This window comes from Aquimarina callyspongiae, from assembly GCF_034322225.1.
In the GTDB taxonomy this organism is placed as follows: Bacteria; Bacteroidota; Bacteroidia; order Flavobacteriales; family Flavobacteriaceae; genus Aquimarina.
Window position 1 is genome coordinate 391,547 of sequence record NZ_JAXLPA010000001.1, and the last position, 22,927, is coordinate 414,473.

A 22,927-nucleotide genomic window follows, 5' to 3' on the forward strand; every position below is an offset into this window, starting at 1 on the left:
ATTAACTATAGATATACGTACCAAACTCACTATTAATAGTAAGTTTATTGTCATCAGCAGCTTCTACTCTACCAACGATCTGAGCATCTACGTCAAAACTTTTAGAGATCGAGATAATATCTTCAGCTATTTCTGGAGAAACGTATAACTCCATACGATGTCCCATATTAAACACTTGATACATCTCTTTCCAATCAGTACCAGAGTTTTCCTGAATAAGTTTGAATAAAGGAGGTACTTCAAATAAGTTATCTTTTATAATATGCAGGTTATCTACAAAATGTAAAATTTTGGTTTGTGCGCCTCCACTGCAATGCACCATACCATGGATAGTATCACTTTTATATTTTGATAATATCTTTTTAATAATCGGTGCATACGTTCTGGTAGGAGAAAGCACTAGTTTACCAGCATCAATAGGAGCGTCTTTTACCGAATCTGTAAGTTTTGTTTTACCAGAGTATACCAGATCAGACGGTACTGATGGATCAAAACTTTCTGGATATTTTTCTGCAAGTACTTTACTAAACACATCGTGACGGGCAGAGGTCAATCCGTTACTCCCCATACCACCATTGTATTCTTTCTCATATGTTGCCTGACCAAATGACGATAATCCTACAATTACATCTCCTGGTTTAATATTAGCATTATCTATTACATCCTCTCGTTTCATACGAGCAGTAACTGTAGAATCTACTATTATGGTTCTCACAAGATCTCCTACATCAGCAGTCTCGCCTCCTGTAGAATGGATATTCACTCCAAAACTTCTAAGATCTTCTAATAATTCTTCGGTACCATTAATAATTGCAGAAATTACTTCGCCAGGAATCAGGTTTTTATTTCTTCCAATAGTAGAAGATAACATAATATTATCTGTTGCGCCTACACACAATAGATCATCAATATTCATGATTAATGCATCTTGAGCAATCCCTTTCCATACAGACAGATCTCCTGTTTCTTTCCAATACATATAAGCCAAAGAAGATTTTGTACCTGCACCATCTGCGTGCATTATTAAGCAATGGTTAGGATCATTGGTTAAATAATCTGATACTATTTTACAAAAAGCTTTCGGAAAAAGTCCTTTATCTATATTTTTAATAGCACTGTGAACATCTTCTTTTGATGCAGAAACTCCTCGTTGTGCGTACCTTTTGCTAACTTCTTGACTCATTTTTATTAAATTAAAGCGCAAAGATAGTTCAATTTAGTTCAATCACTAAACTGAAAATACAAAATTCCAAATTCCTAAGGATAACCTTAGGAATTTGAAATCTTAAAAATTTATAAATCTACTCCCAATCGGGCATACTAGCATTTCCAATTACAGTGGTTCTGTTATCAGCATCACTAATATCCAACCTTTCAATATTTCTTACAGAAAGCCCGTCATTATTAGTATTTACATAAATCACCACTACCTCATTTGGCGAAAATCGAGCATCCAAGTCGTTCGTTCCTGCTGGTTTATCCACAGAAAGGTCAGTAGCTGTAGTTGATGAAAAATTATAGATATATAGACGAGAATCTAATCTGCGATACTCTGTGTTTTCAAATCCGGAAGCATCATATGTATATAATAATTGTGAGCCATCTAATGATAGATTTATTCCTCCTGCAGCTCCAGAAACTCCAGATAATACTGTATTCTGAACAATACCTGAGCTATTAATTGTAAAAATCTCGACCTCATAACCATTTAGGTTATTTGTTTTTAATGCTATAATTCCTGTACTTTCATTTTTATCAACTTCTGTAATTAGGTTTCCATTTGTTGTTTGATAGACAAGGGTTAAACCACTTCCGTCAATATTTATAGAATATAATTTATCTTGATTTGGAAACAAAAGCCTAGCTCCGCTATTATCCCAAGAGAAATCTACTTCTTCAAGATTAAAGCCAGAGACACCTACCTGAGAGGTTACTTGATTCACCTGAGAACCATCTTCATTCATAGTAAACAAATGGGTTTGAGAACCTACCGATTGTAAAAATGCAATCTTCCTAGTGTTTATATTTCTTCTTGGCCTAAAACTATTTTTTGATTCAGAAGTAAGTCTAATTTCGGTTCCTCCACTCTCATCTGCTGAAAAAATCACACTATTACCACTAACAATTCTAGAATATATTATTCTATTATTAGGAGCATTTTGTGTTTCGAATGCAAAAGTTATACTGTTTACAGGATCATTGATATCATCACTACTACTTACCTGCCAAAAGTATTTTACCCCATATGCAAGATCAGATAGTGTATAGGTTGTATCTGTTATATTTTCAAAAACTTCAACTTCTGTGTTTTCGTCATTTCGCAAACTAATTGTATAGGTTAAAGCATCATCATCAGGGTCATTCCCACTCCATGTAAGCTCAACCTCGATAGGTTGATTGGCTGCATTATCAGCAGGTGAAACTAATGTTGCAGCATCTGGAGGGCGATTTCCCGCAGTTTCTACATCCATCTCAAAAACTACTTCTAATTCTTTATCTGCAATTATGGATATCGATTCAAATTCTGCTAACAGTCCTTCTTTTTGAGCAGAAAGTGTATAGTCTCCAGAGGGAATATTATCTATTCTATAGCTTCCGTCTGCCGAAGTAAAAATAGTACTAGTTGCTGGATTGGTTGATATTTTTACATTTTCCAGAGGTTCATTAGTACCTGCTCGCACTACAGTTCCTTTTACTGAACCTAAACCTTCCAGATCTATAGTATCCTCGCTACAAGAAACTATAGCGAGACACATAAAAGTAATACTTATTTTAATGAAAATATTTTTCACAAGTTAATTTTTTAATGTTCGTTTTTGGCTGATGGGTTATCCTTTAGGATTAATACCGTCTCTTACCATTTTTTGATTGCGTTTTTTAAGTTTTCTAAGCTCTTTTTCTTCTCTACGTTGTTGTTTTCGTAAGTCCTTGTCTATTTTCAAGGGGTTTTCGAAATACCAGTTTAATCCAACAGAAAAATTAAAATATTGATCGTCTCTTTTTCCTTGAACTATATTATCCAACTTATCTCCTAAAACAAGGTTATGAGTTGCGTTGAGTGTAACTCCTATATTATCAGAAACCAAATATTCTATTCCGCCTCCATATTGAAATTTAAAAAGTGTTCTATCAAAACCGTCTGTATTTACAGTACCTATCCCTCCAAAAAAGAAAGGAGATAATTTTTCAAATGGTAATAAAGTTAATTCTCCATTAATATCAATGGCATTAAACCCTTCTGCAAATGCGTTTTCATTTTTAAGCTCAAACTTACTTAGGCTAGCATTTACATTAAGGTATGGATTAAAATACCATCTTCCTCCTACTCGTAAAGAATATGAAAGATCCGGATTGTTATAATCTCCTCCAATCAAAGCGGTTCCTACTTTAGCAAAAACAGATTTCCTACCTCTTCTTTCTTTAAAGTAGCGTTCATATAATGCTGTGTTCTGGGCTTCATCTTTTTCTGCTCGATAATCATTCACTAATTTAGTTACGGTTTCTGGTGATGCCTTTACTCCCCACAACTTATCTTCAACTCCTTCAATAATAAGGGCTTCTACTGCTTTTTCTATCGCTTCTGAAACTGCGAGTTGAGCTGGTTCATTTTTAGTGAATCCTGTTTCGGCTTCAAGCAAACGTCTGAATCTTACATATCTGAAAAAATTAGCATCCAGTGCTTGTGATAAAATTGTTTTAGATATATATACTGTTTTAAGAATCTTACCGCTTGATGTAGATACTGCTCTAAGATAAACTGTAATCCTATCCTGTCGATACTGAGTAGAGGCTCCAATACCAAAATATCTCGCTCCTAAACCTCCTGTAATAATATTAGAGTCATAAGATACTATCCCTCCTTCTAATATGATTCCTGCATATAATAATGGTGGTAACTGGGGTTCATTAGGGTTTTTATTTTTTCGATATTCTTTTCTGGTTGAACGAATAATATTACGTTCATTAAGAAGATTACTTAAATTTTCTCGCTCAATAGGCACAAACCATTTAGAATCTTCTAACGCTTTGATTAAAATGGTTGTAGCTCCTTGTGTTACCGCTGTACTAAACGTATTACCGCTTTCTGTAGGTTTATATTGTCCAGTCTGATCCCTGAATTTATAAACTCCTACAACTACTGGTTCTATAGGTGGAGGAAAATCTTTTAATGTTTTTGTAACTTCTGTTGCTTCACCGATTCTGGCCTTTTCAATCGTAATAGGTTGATTAAAATATGTACCGCATCCTGTGAATAATAGCGCACAAGAAATTACTAGAATTACTTGATAAAATTTATGATGCATTAAAAATTAATTAGGAATTATTACTTGAGATTGATCTCCTGTACTGGTATCTAATATATTGATGACCAAACCTTCTGATGATGGGAATATTTCTACAAACAAAGTACCAAAACTAAAAGTACCTTCTGTAAGGCCATCTTCTCCAAATTGCTCATTAAACAACGTTCTGGATATCTGACTTAATAATTGATTATTAAGCCCTTCTGTAAATCGTTCCAGATCAGAACGCTGATCTCTTGATGAGTCATTTGGGTCTGTGAATTTATTCTGAGCTTCAGCAGAGCTCAACAACCACTGATAGTTAAAGGTATCTCCTCCAAATGCAGGGTTTTTTGGTCTATACACCAAATCTTGTCCAAAAGTAAAATTATACGTGGCTAATACCACTATGACTGTTATTATTGATCTCATTCTAATGTAAAATTAGTATTGGATAATATCTTTTTTTTGATTTTTGAGGTCTTTAAAATATTTAAAAACCTTGCGGATGGCAACTTTGGACATTTGTTCTAAATATTCCAAATCAGGTTTTCCAATAAACTCGTGAATCACATTATCACTTATTTTAACCTGTATGATTGTTGTACGGCCAAAACTTAGCTTTTCATAAACCCCAACAACCTTGCTACCGTTTATTTGATTTAATGAGTATGAATTATAAAAAAATTCATAAAAATCACGTCCTGGTTTCGTTTTAGTTTCCTCAATGACAATACCTCTTAACTCGATTCCGTCATTTAAGGATTCTTCTTCTGTTTCTGATTCTTTTGTAGTGTTTTCATTAAATGCTATACGATGTTTCCCTATGATCTCGTCTTCTTCATAGACGAGCAGTAATACTACTATTTTATCATTCTTTTCTACATTGATAAATGCTTTTGAAAGTTCTTTTCTTTCATTAGCTTCCAAAGTAAATCTGCCATCTCTACTACTTTTTAAAAGTTTATTTTGAGCATCTGTTCTAAATACTGAGAACACATACTTAAGGCTTTTATGTACTTCGGTAGTATTAGTTGCTGTAGCCACCACGGTAATAACATTATCAATACTCGTGGTTTTTATTTTGGCCACAACTTCTATATTGGTAAACTGCGCTGTAGCAACCTGAAAAATAATTGTAAAAAGTATTATCAGTCTACATTTCATACCAACGTTTAATTTTTTAAAAACTCTAACCTTCAATTGAGTCTTTTAAAAGCTTCTAATAATTATCGTTCTGGCATTTCCAGACATTTTGAATTTTAAATTCTTTGATAATTCATTACTCCCAAAACGTTCAAAACTTAAATTATCTCCTTGTTGGATAAGATCTAAGCTTGTAGAAATATCCGGGTTAAAAGAAAAATCAATTACAGAATTATTGTTACCTTCTTGGGTAATCATTTTTTCTACTTCTCTAGATGCTTCTTTTAATTCTATCGTATTATTATCTCCTTTTTGAATCAAAGTAATATCCGAAGCTTGAGCATTAATATCAGAAAGAATATTATTGTTAACCCCTATTTGTTGAATAAAAATAGAGCTTGTTCCTACTTCTGAAATTGCTGTCTCTCTTTCTTGTGGTGATATACCATTTAATTGAGATAGCGTAATAAACTTTTCCTGATTTATAACTAAAGCATCATCTTCATTTTTTATATCCTGGCCTTGTATATATGTCAGCGTAAAAGCAAACAGCATAAGAAACCATATTTGGGTTTTGTTTTTCATGTATTTACTATATTTTTTAATGATTCATAACCTCAATAACTACTGCATTTTCAATAACTAAATCATTATTTATAAATGCCAAAAACTCCTGCTAATACAGGGGTGTATTTCTAGTGTTTTTTAAAAACTAGGAAGAAGAGTCATACTTGTGATTAACAAGTATAACTCTTCTAAAGTTTTTTCAATAACTAAAACTTATAGTGATCCCCCACCAGTTTGAGTTACAATAGCAGAATTATTTACTCCATTTTGAAGAATAATACTACTGTTTAAATCTCCTGTTTGAGTTACGAATGTAAAGTTATCCATACCAAACTGAGTATCCTGAGCGATATTAGAATTACCTGATTGTAAAATATCACTAAAGTTACCTGATCCGTTTTGAGAAGTAGTTATATTGTTTCTATCACCAATTTGGATTTGACTTGCAATGTTATTTTCTCCAAAAATACCTGCTGCTCCTTCTTGAGAAACTTCTCCTACATTACCATTTCCTAATTGGAATTGTTGTGTAAAGTTATCACCACCAAAGAATGCTAAGTTTTGCGTTGTAGAAGCACTGTTTCCGTTTCCTAACTGTGTTTGAACAACGATGTTATTATCTTCTTCGTGTTGAGCAAACGCAACATTGTCATCCCCAGATTGTAATTGATCTACAACTCCGCCTCTAGAAGCAAAGATGAAACTACCTTGAACTGATGTTGCAGTATTACCAACACCTGTTTGATCCTGAATAAGAATATTATCAGTTCCGTCTTGTGAAGAAGCCGCTAAGTTTTCGTCTCCTCTTTGGGTTTGATCATTGCTATTATTACTTCCGTTTTGCGAAGCATCAGCAACATTTCCATTACCTATCTGTACCTGGATAGAAAAGTTATCACCACCAAAAGATCCTAAATTCTGATCTACTCTTGCGCTGTTACCTTCTCCTAACTGTCCTTGAAGTGCAACGTTATTGTCTTCCTCCATTTGAGCGAAAGCCTCGTTTTCTTCTCCAATTTGTATCTGCTGTACTTCTCCTCCTCTGGATTCGAATACACTACTTCCTTGAATAGAAGTCGCTAAGTTACCACCACCTTGTTGGTCTTGGTAAACAAAATTATCAGACCCCCATTGTTCTGCGTTTCCGCTATTGGCATCTCCAACCTGCATCTGCTCTCCAGAATTAGAAGTACCTACCTGAGCAATAGTCGCTGTGTTTAGCGTTCCATCTTGAGCTATGGTACTTACGTTTCCAATTCCTTCTTGACTAGTGGTAGCTGAATTCTCCTCTCCTAATTGGTTTTGAGAAGCAGAGTTACCAATACCTTCTTGAGAAATTGTTGCTGCATTACCATTACCCTCTTGACGTTGATTTGCTAGGTTTTCACCACCAAAAAAAGCTAAATTCTGAGTTACAGATGCTGAGTTACCATTACCAATTTGTTCTTGGTTCGCCTCATTAGCATCTTCTTCGTGTTGAACAAAAGCCGTATTCTTATCCCCCGTTTGATTTTGTGTAACGACTCCGTTTCTAGAATTAAACGCTTCACTTCCTTGAATGGCCTCAGCATTATTTGCTGTTCCATCCTGATTTGTTACAGAAGAGTTAGAATCTCCAATCTGAGTAATGTTTACCACATTATCAGTTCCTGCTTGAGTAACATTACTGCTGTTTGATTGCGCAACCATCATTGTAGCACTTAATAAAGTTGCTAGACTAAAAATTACTTTTTTCATACGTAATATATATTAAAAATTGATTAATAATTCTGTAGCTGTACATTTTGGGGCGTACAAAGCATGTTTAGGTAAAAACCTAAGCATCAAATCGATACTGAAAAAAAATTTGGGGAAAGAATATAATTGAGATTATACCAAAACCATTATTCTTTGGTACAAAACAAATTTATGAAAATATTAAGGGTATTATTACGAATCATGTAAGAATTCGACAAAATGCATTACGGAAAAGCCATAAAACAAACGATTTCCTATGGCTTTTTACAGGTTTTAACAAGTATTAATTTTTTGTTAAAAATCAACACTCTTTTGAAAACGTAAGTCTATTCTTACCTTATCTAGTGAAAAGGAGTTCACGATATTTTGTTAAAGGCCACAATTCATCATCTACTAATAGCTCTAATTTATCGCAATTATATCGTATGGCATCAAATAGTATTTTTACCTTATTACAATAATCTTCTGCTTTCTTCTCTAAATCTTTTAATTTATTTGCTTTTCTACGAGCATTTGTCAATTCATTTACCTTAGAATTTATAGCTCCAATATGTTCAGAAATCTCTTCAATAATCTCCATTTGTTCCTTAGCATATTTCTTAAAATCCTCTCCATAGAGGTTTTTTAACCCTGACACATTATTAATCAGCATATTTTGATATCTAATAGCTGTTGGTATCACATGGTTTCTTGCGATATCACCCAGAACACGCCCTTCAATTTGTATACGTAAAACATATTCTTCTATCTCTATTTCATAACGCGCCTCTGCTTCTATCTTATTCATGACTCCCATTTCTTCAAAAAGACCCAATGTTTTTTTAGAAACTTTTACTTTTAGAGCTTCTGGAGTGGTTTTATTATTACTTAAGCCTCTTTTCTTTGCTTCTTTTTCCCAATCATCACTATATCCATTTCCTTCAAAAAGAATGTTCTTTGATTTCTTTATATATTCTCTTAAAATATTGAATATTGCTTCATCTTTTTTAAGATCTTTTTCATCTATTAGCGCATCCACTTCACTTTTGAAATCTCTTAATTGCTTTGCCACAATTGTATTAAGGATGGTCATTGGGTTTGCACAATTTGCTTTAGAGCCAACTGCCCTGAATTCAAATTTATTTCCTGTAAACGCAAAAGGGGAAGTTCTGTTGCGATCAGTATTATCTAGCAATATTTCGGGAATTTTACCTACTACATTGAGTTTTAAGTCTGTTTTCTCTTGTGGAGATAGCTTACCATCAGTAACGCCTTCTAATTCTTTAAGCACAGCTGTTAATTGTTCTCCTATAAATACTGACATAATCGCAGGAGGTGCTTCATTAGCTCCTAAACGATGATCATTACTAGCAGACGCGATACCAGCTCTCATTAATTCTTCATTTTCATTAATCGCTTTTATAGTATTAATAAAAAATGTCAAAAACTGAAGGTTACTCATTGGTGTTTTACCTGGCCCAAGTAAATTAACACCTGTATTAGTGCTTAAAGACCAATTATTATGTTTACCAGATCCATTAACTCCAGCAAAAGGTTTTTCATGTAATAATACTTTAAGATTATGCCTTGCTGCCACCTTATCCATCACATCCATTAATAAAGCATTATGATCTACTGCGAGATTAGTTTCTTCATAAATAGGAGCCAGTTCAAATTGATTAGGTGCTACTTCATTATGTCTGGTTTTGACCGGTATCCCCAACAACATACATTCTGTTTCTAAATCTCTCATAAAAGCCAAAGCTCTTATCGGAATACTTCCAAAATAATGATCATCTAATTGTTGTCCTTTTGCAGAAGAATGGCCGAGAAGGGTTCTACCTGTCATTACAATATCTGGTCTGGATGCTACAAGAGCGCTATCTATTAAAAAATACTCTTGCTCCCAACCTAGAGAAGCATTTACTTTTCTAACATTTTTATCAAAGTATTTTGCTACAGCAGTTGCTGCATGATCTACTGCGTGTAGAGCTCTTAATAAAGGAGTTTTATAATCTAAAGCTTCACCAGTATAAGCCACAAAAACAGTGGGAATACATAAAGTCGTACCATAAATAAATGCAGGCGATGTAGGGTCCCAAGCTGTATATCCTCTTGCTTCAAATGTATTACGAATACCTCCATGCGGAAAAGAAGAAGCATCCGGTTCTTGTTGTACCAACTGATCTCCTCCAAATTTTTCTATACCCTGTCCATTACCAATTGTTTCAAAAAAAGCATCATGCTTCTCTGCTGTAGCTCCCGTAAGTGGTTGAAACCAATGTGTATAATGTGTTACTCCCTTAGACAAAGACCAGTCCTTCATGGATGATGCAATCTGATCTGCAATCCTTCTATCAATCTTAGAACCATGTTCAATAGCGTCCATAACGCTACTATAAGCATCCTTGGTTAAATATTGTAGCATTGTAGTCTGGTTAAACACATTCTCGCCAAACAATACCGAGCGACGTTCTGTTTCATTAACCGTCACAGAATCACGGTTTAACGTTTCTTTTAGGGCTTGAAATCTTAGTGTAGACATAATTGAGTGAGTTTTATAGCAAATATATGATAAGTTTTTATTGCCAATATCAAAATAATGTTATTTAAAATTTGAAGAAAATTAAAAATACCCCCTAAAAAAATGGGTTGTTAATAAAAATATAGATGTTTTTAATAAATATACCCCTCTTTTTTTCAAGGTTCTAAAAAAGAAGATTAAATTTGCCAACTGTAAGTGTTCAATCTATAACGTGTTAATTATGAGTAAAGCTAAATTAGAGTATATCTGGCTAGATGGTTATAAACCAACTGCTAACCTAAGAAGTAAAACAAAAATTGAAGATAATTTTAGTGGAAAACTAGAAGACTGTCCAACTTGGTCCTTTGATGGTAGTTCAACAAGGCAGGCAGAAGGCGGATCTTCTGATTGTTTATTGAAACCGGTAGCTATTTATCCTGATCCTACGAGAAGAAATGGATATTTAGTAATGACTGAAGTTCTAAATGCAGATGGAACTCCTCATGATTCTAATGCAAGAGCTACAATTGATGATAATGACAATGACTTTTGGTTTGGTTTTGAGCAAGAATACTTTATTATGGACAAAGCGACTCAATTACCTTTAGGTTTTCCTGTAGGTGGATATCCCGGTCCTCAAGGAATGTACTATTGTTCTGTAGGAGGAAGAAACACTCACGGTAGAGATTTTGTAGAAGAACACGCTGATCTTTGTATTGATGCTGGTCTTAATTTTGAAGGTATTAATCAAGAAGTAGCAAGTGGTCAGTGGGAATTTCAATTATTCTCTAAAGGAGCTAAAAAAGCTGGAGATGAAATATGGGTAGCTAGATACTTATTGGATCGTCTTACTGAAAAATATGGATACTATATTGAATATCACCCTAAACCAATTAAAGGAGACTGGAATGGTTCTGGTATGCACGCAAACTTCTCTAATGAAGTGCTAAGAACTTGTGGTTCTAAAGAAATTTATGAAACGATCTGTGAAGCTTTCAGACCTGTTACAAAAGAGCACATTGAAGTGTATGGTGAATTTAATGATCAACGATTAACAGGAGATCACGAGACACAATCTATCCACGAATTCTCTTATGGAGTATCTGATAGAGGTGCCTCTATACGTATTCCTATCATTACAGTAGAAAATGGATGGAAAGGTTGGTTAGAAGACCGTCGCCCTGCTTCAAATGGAGATCCATACAAAATTGCCGCTAGAATAGTAAAAACTGTTAAGACTGCTAATATAGAAGCTATGTTAGCATAGAATAATAACAACCATACCCGTTTAAACGCTAAAAAACACCTCTGTTTCATCAGAGGTGTTTTTTTATAGTCCTAACTGTTCTCTAAATTTGATTGACTGTCTTCTGGATATTTCTACTTCTGTGTTCACGTCCAGGTTTATTTTTAATTTGCCATTAAACCAAGGCGTAACTTTTTGAATCATATTCAGATTTATGATTTGTTGTCGATTCGCTCTAAAAAATGTCTTAATCGGGAGTTTATCCTCTATTTGATTTAACGATTTATAAATAAGAGGTTTTTCTTTATCAAAATACACTCTGGTGTAATTACCGACTACTTCAAAAAGTTTAATATCAGAAATGGTTACTAACCAACATTTTTCACCTTCCTTAATAAAAATCTGACTGGTATCTGATAATGTATCTTTTGATTCAGCTTCCTTTTTATTCGTAACTTCTTTCTGTAATTTTTCTATTGTTTTTGAAAACCTATCTTGGTTAATAGGTTTTAACAAATAATCAAATGCATTATACTCAAATGATTTTATAGCATATTCATCATAGGCAGTAGTAAAAACTACCAAAGGCACTTGATCCAACATTTCTAAAAGATCAAAACCATTTTTTTCAGGCATATTAATATCCAGAAATAAAATATCAGGATTTGTAGTGGTGATCAGCTTAAAAGCATCATCTACATTTTCTGCCTCTCCTACTATATTTATAAAAGAATAATCTTTCAATAACTCCTTTAACTCTTTACGAGCAAGACGAGAATCCTCTATAATAACGGCAGTGCTATTCATGTAACGGAATTTTAATTATTGCGATCACATCCTCATTTTCTTCTTCTAATGTAAATGATGATGATCCTCCATATAACAATCTTAATCTTTCTGATATATTTTGGAGTCCAATTTTTGTAGAAACCTTATTGTCAACAAGTTTTCCTGTATTCATTACTTTTATACAAAGAGCACCATTTTCCTTATGAATTGTAAGTTTCACTAATCCTCCTTTGATTTGATTAGCTATGCCGTGCTTTATCGCATTTTCTATTAACATCTGAATTAACATCGGAGGTACTTTTATATTCAAAAGCCCTTCTTCTATTTTTTCTTGATATGTTAATCGCTTCTCAAATTGAATTTTGGATAGTTCAATATAATTATTAACAGTTTCTAATTCTTTTTGCAGTGATATTTCGTCTACTTTATCACTATTTAAAGAGTAACGTAATAACTCAGATAATTTGGTAATCATCTCTCTTGACTTATGCACATCTTCCAACATCAATCCCCGTATATTATTAAGGCTATTAAACATAAAATGAGGGTTCACCTGTCCTTTAAGGGTATTCAATTGAGATTCTCTCAAAGTACTTTCTAATTTCAGGCGTTCTACTTTTCCTTGTTGCCCTTTAATAATTGAACCAATTGAGAAATAAAGAATCAGCCATAAAAATATGATAATAAATGTATTAATATAATTAGCAATAGAATTCGTCTCTATATCCTTGCCAGTAATTTCTACATAAAAATATTGTGCTACCAGTTCTTGAAAAAAGGCTAATGATATACTACAGGTCAAAAGAACAATCACAACAAACAAAAATGATTTAAACCCAAAATTATCCAGAGAGACTCTGCGTTTTATTACCGCTCTCAATGCATTTGTAAATAATATTCCTGTAATAACAATAAGAGCACCTTCTAGTAGCAAATACATTAGATTATCCGGTTCTATGACCAGGTATTTTAAAACAACCTGTGTTATTCCCAAACCGCCCCAGCCTAAAAACTGAAGGATCCAAAACCACGAATTCTTTGAAATTTTTACTGTCCTCAAACCAATTGTTTTCTAAAAAATAATGAAATAGTTATTCTCTTAAGATGTAATAACAAATATCTAAAATCTCTTTAAAATCCAGTCACTAACTAATTTCATTGCTTCTGGATTAAATGTTTCTTCAATAACTGCGTATTCTGATATGGCTCCTGTTTCAGCTTTTTGAAATAAATGATTCAACCCTTCTATTTCTTTAATGGTATAATCACTATTACCAGCTTTTATCAAGCCATTTTTAATACCTGTTAGATTAAGTTCTGAGAGTACTTGAGAGTCTTTACTTCCGTTAATCGCTAAAACCGGAATTTTAACTTTGGATAAATATTGTAATGGATCTGTCTTTATAAAATATCTAAACCAAGGGTCTTTTGCCAATTCTAGCAATCCCGTCTCTAATTTTTCTAAAGGTATTATTGCTTTCATTCCTTCATCCAGCGTATTATAATACGTTGTTAAGTTCTTTTTAGATTTTTCTAGCATTATATCCTTGTCATCTTCTTCATATATTGCTGACAATACACTTTCATAAAGATTATTATTTATCTCTATAAAATTTTTAGGTGTATTTGCCAGCTCAGCCCCCTTTTTCACTTGAGTTAGTAACACTTGACCTCCATCTACACCTGTACCTGCCAAAAGAACAATAAATGCCACATCATTATTTTCTGAAGCAACAATAGGTGCTATAAACCCTCCTTCGCTATGCCCTATCAATCCAATTTTTCTTGTATCTATATCTTTTCTTTTCTTTAAAAAATCAATTGCAGCTTCAACATCAGATGCAAAATCAAGTGAAGTTGCTCCTTTAAACTTTCCTTCACTTTTTGCTACACCTCTTTCATCATAGCGCAAAACCGCAATCCCCTTTTTAGTTAAAAAGTCAGAAAGCACTAAAAAAGGCTTATGATCAGTACCTAAAATCTCTTCGTTCCTATTCTGGGGGCCTGATCCTGAAATTAAAATCACTACAGTTGGGTTCTTTACATTTTTTGGTAATGTTAGGGTACCTGAAAGTTTAATCCCATTTGCTTTTTTATTTTTAAAAACTACCTCTTCTACATCATAAGAAAATGGAGCAATTGGATCTTGAAGTCTTTTTTTAGAAACTTGAGAAGTAATAGAAATCGCATCCTTACTTAAATCTAAAGGAAGTGAATTCCCTGCTTGAGTAAATGTGCCTTTGATCCGTCCTTCTTCAATACTACCTTCATACTTTACCGCTAATGCATTTATTTCTATCATTAGCTTCCCATTTGTAAAAACAGTTTTATCTGCTGGAATTTCCTGATCAGATTGTTTCGGACTCTTTAGAGTAGCTGAATAACTATCTTCTTTTTCCTGAACAGTCAGAATTACCGGAAGCTCTGTCCCCTGAACAGATAATACTCCATTCCATGCACCGGTAATATCTTGAGCTGATAGTAGCTGAAACAATAAGGTAATTACTATGGTAATAATCCATTTAACTATTGATGCCATAAGTATGTTTTTTTGATTCACATCAAAAGTAAAACAATATTATGCGGCACAATCTGTAATTATGATGAGCGGTTCTTAAAAGTTGGTAAGTGGTTGTTACTTGATAAAAATAAGTGCAATAAAGACACAATACGCAACAAAAATAAAAAGTCCTTTGGGTCTGCCCAGGATCATTTTTTTAGGAATAAATGCTAACGGAAGTAAAACCATAGCAAATCCCAACATCCAAAATATATTAACATCCATTAATGTTTGATCTTTTACTGTAATTGGCTGAATTAAAGATGTTATTCCAAGTACAGAAGCTATATTAAAAATATTCGAACCTATTAAGTTTCCTAGAGATATTGCTTTTTCTTGCTTAAGAGCTGCAATAACAGAAGCTGCTAATTCAGGAACACTGGTTCCTACAGCGATCAATGTTACGGCAATTACTCCTTCACTAATTTTCATCCTTAAAGCAATATCTTCTGCTCCACTTACTAATAATTCAGATCCAAAATATAGAGCTGCAGCTCCGATAAGTAACCATATAACAATTTTGAAATTAGAGACTTTTTGTAAAGTATCATCTACTTCTTCAACCATTGTATCAGAAAACTTGCGTGCTCTCCTGATCAAAAGAAAAAGATATAAGATTAATGATCCAATTAATATAAATCCTTCAAGTTGAGTTAATACCCCATCATTATCCAAAAAGATATACAACACAAAAGATAGCAAAACCATTACCGGCCAATTAAACTTATAAAAGTCCCTATCAATTGCTAATGGAGCAATAATAGCAGTGATCCCCAATACTAAACCAATATTAGCAATATTAGAGCCTATTACATTTCCTAATGATATATCTGAGAGTCCACCCATAGCAGCCTGGATACTAACCAATAATTCTGGTGCAGAGGTAGCAAAAGAAACTACGGTCAATCCGATTACCATTCGAGATAATTTAAGTCTAAATGATAGCGCTACAGAAGATCTAACCAAATACTCACCTCCTACTACTAGAAGAACTAAACCTACAATTACCAATAGTATACTCTGAATCATATTCTAAATTTGTTTGCGAAGATACTATTATATACCATTATACTGTACAAAAAAATAGCATCCATTTTATGAATGCTATTTTAGGGTAATTAAACCTCGAAAAAACAGTCTTGGGGTACTTATCAATGAATATATGACGACTGCTTTATCATTTTGTTTGATCTATTAGATCTATTAATAAAGGTATTCCAATGTACTCTATCGTATTGTCCAAATTCTCCATTATTACAATGAAAACAGGCATTCTTGATCTAATCATAAGACATTAAAAAATCACCTTCAGTTAAGATACATTTCTTTTGCGCTTTCATCTATATCCCTAAAATTTGCTTTATAACTTCATTTAGGTTGTATTTTAGTGAGCTATCTTATCCAATATATCTTTAGAAATATCGTTAGATGATTGATCGGTAAAGCTTTCTGATAGTTCATTTTCGCATGAAGTAAACACTAACAAGAAAACAACACCTAGTAATACCAGGGTTTTAAAAATTCTTCATTGAGTTTGTGTTATAAGTTAAAAAGTTGATTAAAGATATTCTTAACATATTTTAAATCCTGACCGCATTACATGAACTGTTTATATTTTTACACGAACCGTCAATTTTAAACCATGAACTATCAAAATAATACAATATTCACCAAAACTTTAAATATTTCGTAAATTCCCCTTCTCAAAATAATCAAAATGACAGTTAAAAGAATTTCCATCATAATATTCTTTTTTGTTAAAATATTACTGATTGATACTACTTTTTCTCAGAATATTATAACCGACAATTCTAAAAGAAGATTTCAAGATTCAATCATTCAAAATCTCAAAAACAAACAGAGATTAGCAAGAAAAATCAATAATAAGGATAGTATCATAGCAAGTGATCTGCAATTAACCAGATATTACACATACAACCTTCCTCATAATGCATCTACCAAAGAGATATTTTGTTTGCTGGAATATTGTAATGATTATAATATTGATTGTGTCATAGAAAGTTATTTTATGCTTGCCAGGCAAATGCAAAAGAATGACCAATATCTACCAGCTTTAAACTATTTTAACAAATCATACGAATTAGCGGATACTCATAAAAGAGAACCTTTTAAATATTATGTATATATTAATCAAGGCACCCTACTGAATGAATTGTTAGAACCCGATCTTGCCAGGAAAAAATTTAGAAAATCTTTAAAATTCATCAATCCGGACGCACACCACGCTATGGCTAGTTTTTATCTAAATATATCATCTACGTTTGGGGAGAAAAATTATGATTCGCTAGTATACTTTTCTAAAAAAGCCATGGACATTCTTAAGGAAAACCCAGACAATTTAAGCTCCTTAGAAATTGCTGCAAACAACATGGCATATGGATATATAAAACAAGGTAAGTTTAAAAAAGCTTCTGATATTATAGAAAAATATATTGACGTCAATAAGGTTATAGACATTCACAAAGAATCTTTTGAATCTTTTTTCTTTAATACCGTAGGTGAGCTCAACTACAATCTTAAAAAGTATGATACAGCGATTCACTACTATAAAAAATCTATCCGTCAAACCCAAAACGAATACCCTCCTTCTATCATAATGAGTTTAAATGATTTAGCTGAAATCTATGAAATCAAAGGAGAATTAAATGAATCAATTAAGTATTTGAAAGCCAAAGAAAAGTATTTAGAAAAATTCAATAAAAACAATCTAACCAAAGAAATTGCAAAATCTGAATACAACAATATATTAACCGAAAAAAATCAGCTAATTACCAATCTAGAAGACAAAAACAATAAAACAAATAAGCAAGTTTCTAATATCAAAATAGTTGCCCTAAGTATTGGAGCTTTTAGCTTATTTATTATTCTTTTGTTTTTAACCATATATCAAAAAAGTAGATTAAAAATATCACAACTTAATGAAGAGATAAGTTTAGTGAGATTAAAATCATTAAAATCAATGATGAATCCTCATTTCTTATTTAACTCTTTCAACACCTTGCAAAGCTTTATTCTTCAAAAGGACGAATTTGAAGCCAGTAATTATATGAGACAGTTATCTCAACTCATACGTAGAATCTTATTTAATTCTGATAGCTTGTTTATAAGCTTTAAAGAGGAACTAGAAATCATAGAAACCTATATCAATATTGAAAACAAAAGATTCGATGATCAGTTTGTTCTCAAAAAGGTAATTGATACAGATTTGATAAAATTAAATCCAAAAATCCCTTCTATGATCATTCAACCGCATATAGAAAATGCTGTTATTCACGGATTAAGTAGTAAAGAAAAGAAAGAGCTTAAGTTATCATTTCTCAAAAAAGAAAATAATGTACAATGTATTATAGAGGATAATGGTATCGGCAGAGCAAAATCAAATGAATTACAGAAAAACTCTTCAAAAAGAACTCATTTGTCTATTGCCTCCATAAACACTTCAGAAAGAATAAAATTACTTAAAAAAGTAGGGTATAAAAAGACATTTATAAAAGTACGAGATTTATTTGATAGTGATAAATCTCCTAATGGTACTAGGATAACTATTAATCTCCCCATCATAAATTAACAATACCATGAATACAACGCTTAAATCCATTATTATTGATGATGAAAAATTGGCAAGAAACAGCTTAAGATTATTATTAAAGGCTTACTGTCCCCAAGTCGAGATAATTGGTGAAGGAGGAGATAGATCATCGATAAGAAAACTATTTAAAGAGCTAGAACCAGACATAGTATTTCTGGATATCCAATTAGGGAATACCACTATTTTTGACATAATTCCTGATATTGAAGATATAAATTTCAAGATCATCTTCATTTCAGCCCATGAAGATTATGCCTTAAAAGGATATAAATATGATGCAATAGATTATCTACTTAAACCTGTTGACCCTATAAAATTAAAAGAAGCAGTACTAAAAGCTGAACAATACATAAATAAAGAAAAAGCTTCAAAAGATACGGTTCAGGAAAACCTAAAAACATTATATGCTCTTAGAGAGTCTCAACAAATTGTTTTATCTGACAGTAGAGGATTACACGTTATTAAGATCAATGACATCATGTATTGTATCGCAGAAGGTAACTATACTTCTATCATTCTTAATGGTCAACCCCAAATGGTTGTATCAAAAAACCTTAAATTTTTTGAAGAAAAGTTAACTCAATCTAATTTTTTTAGAATTCACAAATCTAACCTCATAAATACTCATTATCTAAAACTTTTAAGCAATGATGACGGAGGACATATTGTTATGAGTGACGGAAAATCATTATCCATCTCCAGAGATAAAAAAAGAGAACTCCTAAACCGTATTTAGGTTTATTTTTCTGTTTTCAAAAACAATCAAAACTATAAAAATAGTTAAATAACTACATAAATAGTTGTGTAACTAAAATCATAGTTATACATTTGACTATTGTTAATCAATATTCAAATGGAAAAACTCACAAATAAAGAGGAAGAGATTATGCAGGTACTTTGGAAGCTTGAAAAAGCCTTTGCCAAAGAAGTACAGGCAGAATTAAAGATCAGTGTACACTATAACACAGTATCCACAATCATCAGAAATCTAGAAGAGAAAGGGTACATAGGTCACAAAGCTTTTGGAAAAACTCACCAATACTTTCCTGTTATTACCAAAGAACAATATCGAAATCAATTTGTAAATAAGGCGATGACAGAATATTTTAATAATTCTTATAAAAATATGGTATCCTTCTTCGCCAAAGAAGAAAAAATATCTGCAGATGAATTACGAGAAATTTTAAAAGTAATTGAGCAAAAAGAATAAGTCATGGAAACATTTTTGATATATTTATTTAAATCAAGTATCATTCTTTCTTTATTCTATTTGGTTTATTTTTTCCTACTTAGAAAAGATACTTTTTTTACTCTTAACAGACATTTTTTATTAATTGGAATACTATCTTCTATTTTACTTCCATTCTTAGAGTTTACCACTATACAATATCTTGAACAACCAGTTTTACAAGATTTTATATTCAGTTCATCAACTGTTTCTGTACACGAAGAATCTCTTGTTGAAACTGAAATAAACTGGTGGTTTATTGGGTTTAGCAGTTATCTCCTGGTATCAACTTTATTATTAAGCAGATTTGGCATTCAACTTTTATCACTGAAGAAGGTTTTCACTGCTGTATCAGAAAAAACAAAAGAAGGCTTTTTATTTATTAAAACTTCAAAAGATATTGCACCTTTTTCTTTCTTTAAATATATCATTTTTAATCCTGGTTTACATCAACCCACAGAGTTAGATATGATCATAAAACATGAAAAAGTTCATGCAAAACAATATCATACATTAGACCTTCTTATTATTAATCTTGTAGTGATTTTTCAATGGATAAACCCATTAGTATGGATCTATAAGAAAGCTCTAGAGCAAAATCTAGAATTTATTGCAGATCAAGAATCTACAAGAAATTTATCATCAAAAAAAGAATATCAATTGGCATTAGTAAAAGTTTGCTCAAGCAACTACTCTTCTATAACCAATAATTTTTATCAGTCATTAATCAAAAAACGAATTGTTATGTTAAACAAGAAACAATCAAACCATAAAAATTTATGGAAAATCACCGTTATCATTCCTTTATTATGTCTGTTTTTGTGGAGTTTTAATACAAAAACAGAAATAAAATATATTCCAGCTACACCTACAGCAGAAGAAACTATCTTACCCGAAGAAAATGCTAAAGAAATATTCTCTTCAACACCAGAAAAAATCCTTTCTGGTAAAGAAAAAGAGAATGTATCCAACTCCAAAAACATACAATCTTCAAAAAGTGTTTCTACCTTAAAACACAATCCAAAAATCTCAAAAAAAAATCAGGCTCTTGCCGCAGCAAATACTTTTCCAAGTATTAAAAAACCTGTGACTACAGTTTCGACCCAAACTAAAAAGAAAAAAGGAACTATAGAGTTTATAATACATAAAACCTCAACACAAGAAGACTTAGATAGGATAAAAAGAATCTTTAAGAATGAATACGACGTCAAGGTTACTTTTAGCAATATTCAAAGAAATAATGATAGTGAAATCACAGCGATTAGTGTAGCTATGAACTCTGAAAAAAGTAATGCCAATTTTTCTATTGAAAATGAAACACCTATTACCTCTATTATGATCTCATATGACAGTAAAAATGATAAAATGGGAATCGGCCAATCAGCAGGCAAAAATATTTGGTTTAAAAACAAATCTGGAAAAAGTGGAGGCACAGTTTTTACAATCAATAGTGACGATGATGGAGGAGTCGTATTTGCACATAAAGACAAAAAAGTAAAAGGCAACATCTTTATCAGTAAATCAGATGATGACGACAGTAACATATTTATTCGCTCGAGTGACGAAGGTACCATTTTTGACTTTGATGAAGACTCAGATAAAGAACCTTTATTTTTTATCGATGGTAAAGAAGCTTCTAAAAAAGAATTAAAAAAACTAAAATCCGATAAGATAGAAAGTATTGAAGTTATTAAAGGAAAAAAAGCTATCAAAAAACACGGAAAAAAAGCAAAAGATGGAGTAATCGATATTATTACTAAGAAAAAAGCTAGAAAAGGAACCGGGGCAAAACATAAAAAAGGAAAAAACAAATATCCTTCTGTATTATCATCAAAAAAAGATAACGTAAAGATTTATACTAAAGACAATGTTCTTTTTGTAGACAAAAATGAAATCAGACCATTAGTTTATATAAATGGAAAAAAAGTTTCTGAAATAGAATTGCAAAAATATGAAGTTGATGCTATCGAATCTGTTCATGTATTAAAAGGTATAGCAGCCATAACAAAATTTGGTGAGGATGCAGAAAACGGAGTTGTATCTATCATCACTAAGGAAAAATAATAATAAACTTACTATCATTTACAAAAACTCACTTCAAATAAGTGAGTTTTTTTGTATTTTAGAAATATGAAAAAACAATTCTTTTCAATTCTTGCCGGGCTTAATAAAATTATCCTTCCAAGCTTTACTAAAAAACGATTAGATCTTAGTAAAGCCTCTAAACTACAACTACTTATATTTGGGTGGCGTTTATATGTTACTAAGCGAGCTCTTGGATGATTCAAGAGTAACATTTTATTGCATTTATAATTATTTTTTGCAACACTAGCTTCTATTTTTCGTAATTAAAGGTGAAGTTCAAAGATCTTTAAATAAATAACCAAAAATAGATTTAGTATGAAAAAATGGATCGTTTTAGGAACGTGCATACTAGGTATGTTATCCCTGACAGCGTTTACGACAAATTCTGAGACACATTCAATATTTGAGAATAAACAAGACATTACGGCTATAATTAATAAAAATACCACCGAAAAAGAATTGGAAGATCTTAAACAGTTCTTTTCAGAAAACGGTATCGAATTGATTATAAACAAAATTGAATTTAACGAAAGTAACGAAATCACAAGTTTGACCATTATCCTTAAAAAAGGGAAGTCAAAAAGCAAGTACTCGTCCTCATCTGATGAACCAATATCTGATATAGAATTAGGGTATAAAAATGACAACTTATACATTACCAATTCTGGGATGTTTGATATTATGGCCTGGAAAAATCAATCAGGTTTTTCGTTTCGTGATTTTGATATGGATAGTATCATGAAGAAACATAGTTTTGCTTTTAACTTTGATTTTGACAAAGATCAGGATTCCTTATTTTTTAACGGAAAGCATTTTGATATGAATAAATTAAAAGATCAAATCAAAAAATCTTTTGTTTTTGAAAAAGGCGAAGATGGCAACTTTATTATCAATGGACAACAATTCTATCCGTTCCAGAATTTTGGATCAAAACAATTTAATTTTGTTGACGATCCAGATATCGAGAAATTGATTATCATCGATGGAAAAGAATCTGATTTCAAAACCCTGGATGAATTAGCCAAATCAGATAAGCTAGAAGCTGTAGATTTCTTAAAACCTACTACAGCAATAAGTATTTATGGTGATAAAGCAAAAGATGGGGCAATTATTGCCACTACTAAGAAGAAATAGATTTTCCCACATAATGTTTGTAAGAGATTAGGCCTTCAG

19 protein-coding genes are annotated in these 22,927 nt (G+C 32.0%); 7 read left to right on the forward strand and 12 right to left on the reverse strand.

Annotated features, from left to right (window positions below; genetic code table 11):
• Window position 1 precedes the first annotated feature (1 nt).
• The 8 genes from U0D62_RS01645 to U0D62_RS01680 all read right to left on the reverse strand — a co-directional run bounded on the left by U0D62_RS01645 (window position 2) and on the right by U0D62_RS01680 (window position 10,257).
• A complete protein-coding gene (locus U0D62_RS01645) occupies window positions 2-1,183 on the reverse strand; it encodes an AIR synthase related protein (protein WP_322193472.1) in 1,182 nt (393 codons plus the stop codon).
• 118 nt (window positions 1,184-1,301) lie between these two features.
• Complete coding sequence (locus U0D62_RS01650) at window positions 1,302-2,792, reverse strand: carboxypeptidase regulatory-like domain-containing protein (protein ID WP_322193473.1); 1,491 nt, start codon at window positions 2,790-2,792, stop codon at window positions 1,302-1,304.
• 36 nt (window positions 2,793-2,828) lie between these two features.
• Window positions 2,829-4,304 carry a CsgG/HfaB family protein gene (locus U0D62_RS01655; protein ID WP_322193474.1) on the reverse strand — a complete coding sequence of 492 codons (1,476 nt, stop codon included), beginning with the start codon at window positions 4,302-4,304 and terminating at the stop codon, window positions 2,829-2,831.
• Between the two features lie 6 nt (window positions 4,305-4,310).
• Window positions 4,311-4,715 (reverse strand): curli production assembly/transport component CsgF, encoded by a 405-nt coding sequence (locus tag U0D62_RS01660; RefSeq protein WP_322193476.1) that lies wholly within the window; start codon window positions 4,713-4,715, stop codon window positions 4,311-4,313.
• A gap of 12 nt (window positions 4,716-4,727) precedes the next feature.
• Window positions 4,728-5,450 (reverse strand): CsgE family curli-type amyloid fiber assembly protein, encoded by a 723-nt coding sequence (locus U0D62_RS01665; protein WP_322193477.1) that lies wholly within the window; start codon window positions 5,448-5,450, stop codon window positions 4,728-4,730.
• A 45-nt stretch (window positions 5,451-5,495) separates the two neighbouring features.
• The gene (locus tag U0D62_RS01670) at window positions 5,496-6,014 is read right to left on the reverse strand and encodes a hypothetical protein (protein ID WP_322193479.1); all 519 of its coding nucleotides are present in this window, start codon (window positions 6,012-6,014) and stop codon (window positions 5,496-5,498) included.
• A 195-nt stretch (window positions 6,015-6,209) separates the two neighbouring features.
• Entirely contained in the window at window positions 6,210-7,733 is a 1,524-nt protein-coding gene (locus U0D62_RS01675) for a hypothetical protein (RefSeq protein ID WP_322193480.1), read from the reverse strand.
• A gap of 337 nt (window positions 7,734-8,070) precedes the next feature.
• Entirely contained in the window at window positions 8,071-10,257 is a 2,187-nt protein-coding gene (locus U0D62_RS01680) for a glutamine synthetase III family protein (protein ID WP_322193481.1), read from the reverse strand.
• Between the two features lie 220 nt (window positions 10,258-10,477).
• On the opposite strand from U0D62_RS01680, the gene U0D62_RS01685 reads away from it, so the two are divergent.
• Window positions 10,478-11,503, forward strand: a complete 1,026-nt coding sequence (locus U0D62_RS01685) for a glutamine synthetase beta-grasp domain-containing protein (RefSeq protein ID WP_322193482.1) — start codon at window positions 10,478-10,480, stop codon at window positions 11,501-11,503.
• 63 nt (window positions 11,504-11,566) lie between these two features.
• Here the strand turns inward: U0D62_RS01685 and U0D62_RS01690 are convergent, their stop codons facing one another.
• The 4 genes from U0D62_RS01690 to U0D62_RS01705 all read right to left on the reverse strand — a co-directional run bounded on the left by U0D62_RS01690 (window position 11,567) and on the right by U0D62_RS01705 (window position 15,860).
• Entirely contained in the window at window positions 11,567-12,289 is a 723-nt protein-coding gene (locus U0D62_RS01690; protein WP_322193483.1) for a LytR/AlgR family response regulator transcription factor, read from the reverse strand.
• Complete coding sequence (locus U0D62_RS01695) at window positions 12,282-13,331, reverse strand: sensor histidine kinase (protein ID WP_322193484.1); 1,050 nt, start codon at window positions 13,329-13,331, stop codon at window positions 12,282-12,284. Before U0D62_RS01695 ends, U0D62_RS01690 begins: the two co-directional genes overlap by 8 nt.
• Before the next feature lie 60 nt (window positions 13,332-13,391).
• A complete protein-coding gene (locus U0D62_RS01700) occupies window positions 13,392-14,810 on the reverse strand; it encodes an alpha/beta hydrolase family protein (RefSeq protein ID WP_322193485.1) in 1,419 nt (472 codons plus the stop codon).
• Window positions 14,811-14,906: 96 nt separating this feature from the next.
• Window positions 14,907-15,860, reverse strand: coding sequence for a calcium/sodium antiporter (locus U0D62_RS01705; protein WP_322193486.1), 954 nt, complete (start codon window positions 15,858-15,860; stop codon window positions 14,907-14,909).
• A gap of 688 nt (window positions 15,861-16,548) precedes the next feature.
• Between U0D62_RS01705 and U0D62_RS01710 the strand changes: the two genes are divergently transcribed.
• From U0D62_RS01710 to U0D62_RS01735, 6 genes are all read left to right on the forward strand, one after another.
• Complete coding sequence (locus U0D62_RS01710; protein WP_322193487.1) at window positions 16,549-18,420, forward strand: tetratricopeptide repeat-containing sensor histidine kinase; 1,872 nt, start codon at window positions 16,549-16,551, stop codon at window positions 18,418-18,420.
• 7 nt (window positions 18,421-18,427) lie between these two features.
• Complete coding sequence (locus U0D62_RS01715) at window positions 18,428-19,177, forward strand: LytR/AlgR family response regulator transcription factor (protein ID WP_322193488.1); 750 nt, start codon at window positions 18,428-18,430, stop codon at window positions 19,175-19,177.
• Window positions 19,178-19,294: 117 nt separating this feature from the next.
• Window positions 19,295-19,651, forward strand: a complete 357-nt coding sequence (locus U0D62_RS01720; RefSeq protein ID WP_322193489.1) for a BlaI/MecI/CopY family transcriptional regulator — start codon at window positions 19,295-19,297, stop codon at window positions 19,649-19,651.
• 3 nt (window positions 19,652-19,654) lie between these two features.
• The gene (locus U0D62_RS01725) at window positions 19,655-21,733 is read left to right on the forward strand and encodes a M56 family metallopeptidase (RefSeq protein WP_322193490.1); all 2,079 of its coding nucleotides are present in this window, start codon (window positions 19,655-19,657) and stop codon (window positions 21,731-21,733) included.
• 66 nt (window positions 21,734-21,799) lie between these two features.
• A complete protein-coding gene (locus U0D62_RS01730) occupies window positions 21,800-21,952 on the forward strand; it encodes an SsrA-binding protein (RefSeq protein WP_322193492.1) in 153 nt (50 codons plus the stop codon).
• Between the two features lie 117 nt (window positions 21,953-22,069).
• Window positions 22,070-22,888 (forward strand): hypothetical protein, encoded by an 819-nt coding sequence (locus U0D62_RS01735; RefSeq protein WP_322193493.1) that lies wholly within the window; start codon window positions 22,070-22,072, stop codon window positions 22,886-22,888.
• Window positions 22,889-22,927: the final 39 nt, after the last annotated feature.

Coding starts and splice junctions, on each gene's coding strand:
- U0D62_RS01705 (WP_322193486.1), bottom strand. CDS start 15,860: ATGATTCAGAGTATACTATTGGTAATTGTAGGTTTAGTTCTTCTAGTA.
- U0D62_RS01720 (WP_322193489.1), top strand. CDS start 19,295: ATGGAAAAACTCACAAATAAAGAGGAAGAGATTATGCAGGTACTTTGG.
- U0D62_RS01645 (WP_322193472.1), bottom strand. CDS start 1,183: ATGAGTCAAGAAGTTAGCAAAAGGTACGCACAACGAGGAGTTTCTGCA.
- U0D62_RS01690 (WP_322193483.1), bottom strand. CDS start 12,289: ATGAATAGCACTGCCGTTATTATAGAGGATTCTCGTCTTGCTCGTAAA.
- U0D62_RS01670 (WP_322193479.1), bottom strand. CDS start 6,014: ATGAAAAACAAAACCCAAATATGGTTTCTTATGCTGTTTGCTTTTACG.
- U0D62_RS01660 (WP_322193476.1), bottom strand. CDS start 4,715: ATGAGATCAATAATAACAGTCATAGTGGTATTAGCCACGTATAATTTT.
- U0D62_RS01665 (WP_322193477.1), bottom strand. CDS start 5,450: ATGAAATGTAGACTGATAATACTTTTTACAATTATTTTTCAGGTTGCT.
- U0D62_RS01655 (WP_322193474.1), bottom strand. CDS start 4,304: ATGCATCATAAATTTTATCAAGTAATTCTAGTAATTTCTTGTGCGCTA.
- U0D62_RS01710 (WP_322193487.1), top strand. CDS start 16,549: ATGACAGTTAAAAGAATTTCCATCATAATATTCTTTTTTGTTAAAATA.
- U0D62_RS01685 (WP_322193482.1), top strand. CDS start 10,478: ATGAGTAAAGCTAAATTAGAGTATATCTGGCTAGATGGTTATAAACCA.
- U0D62_RS01725 (WP_322193490.1), top strand. CDS start 19,655: ATGGAAACATTTTTGATATATTTATTTAAATCAAGTATCATTCTTTCT.
- U0D62_RS01675 (WP_322193480.1), bottom strand. CDS start 7,733: ATGAAAAAAGTAATTTTTAGTCTAGCAACTTTATTAAGTGCTACAATG.
- U0D62_RS01730 (WP_322193492.1), top strand. CDS start 21,800: ATGAAAAAACAATTCTTTTCAATTCTTGCCGGGCTTAATAAAATTATC.
- U0D62_RS01735 (WP_322193493.1), top strand. CDS start 22,070: ATGAAAAAATGGATCGTTTTAGGAACGTGCATACTAGGTATGTTATCC.
- U0D62_RS01700 (WP_322193485.1), bottom strand. CDS start 14,810: ATGGCATCAATAGTTAAATGGATTATTACCATAGTAATTACCTTATTG.
- U0D62_RS01715 (WP_322193488.1), top strand. CDS start 18,428: ATGAATACAACGCTTAAATCCATTATTATTGATGATGAAAAATTGGCA.
- U0D62_RS01680 (WP_322193481.1), bottom strand. CDS start 10,257: ATGTCTACACTAAGATTTCAAGCCCTAAAAGAAACGTTAAACCGTGAT.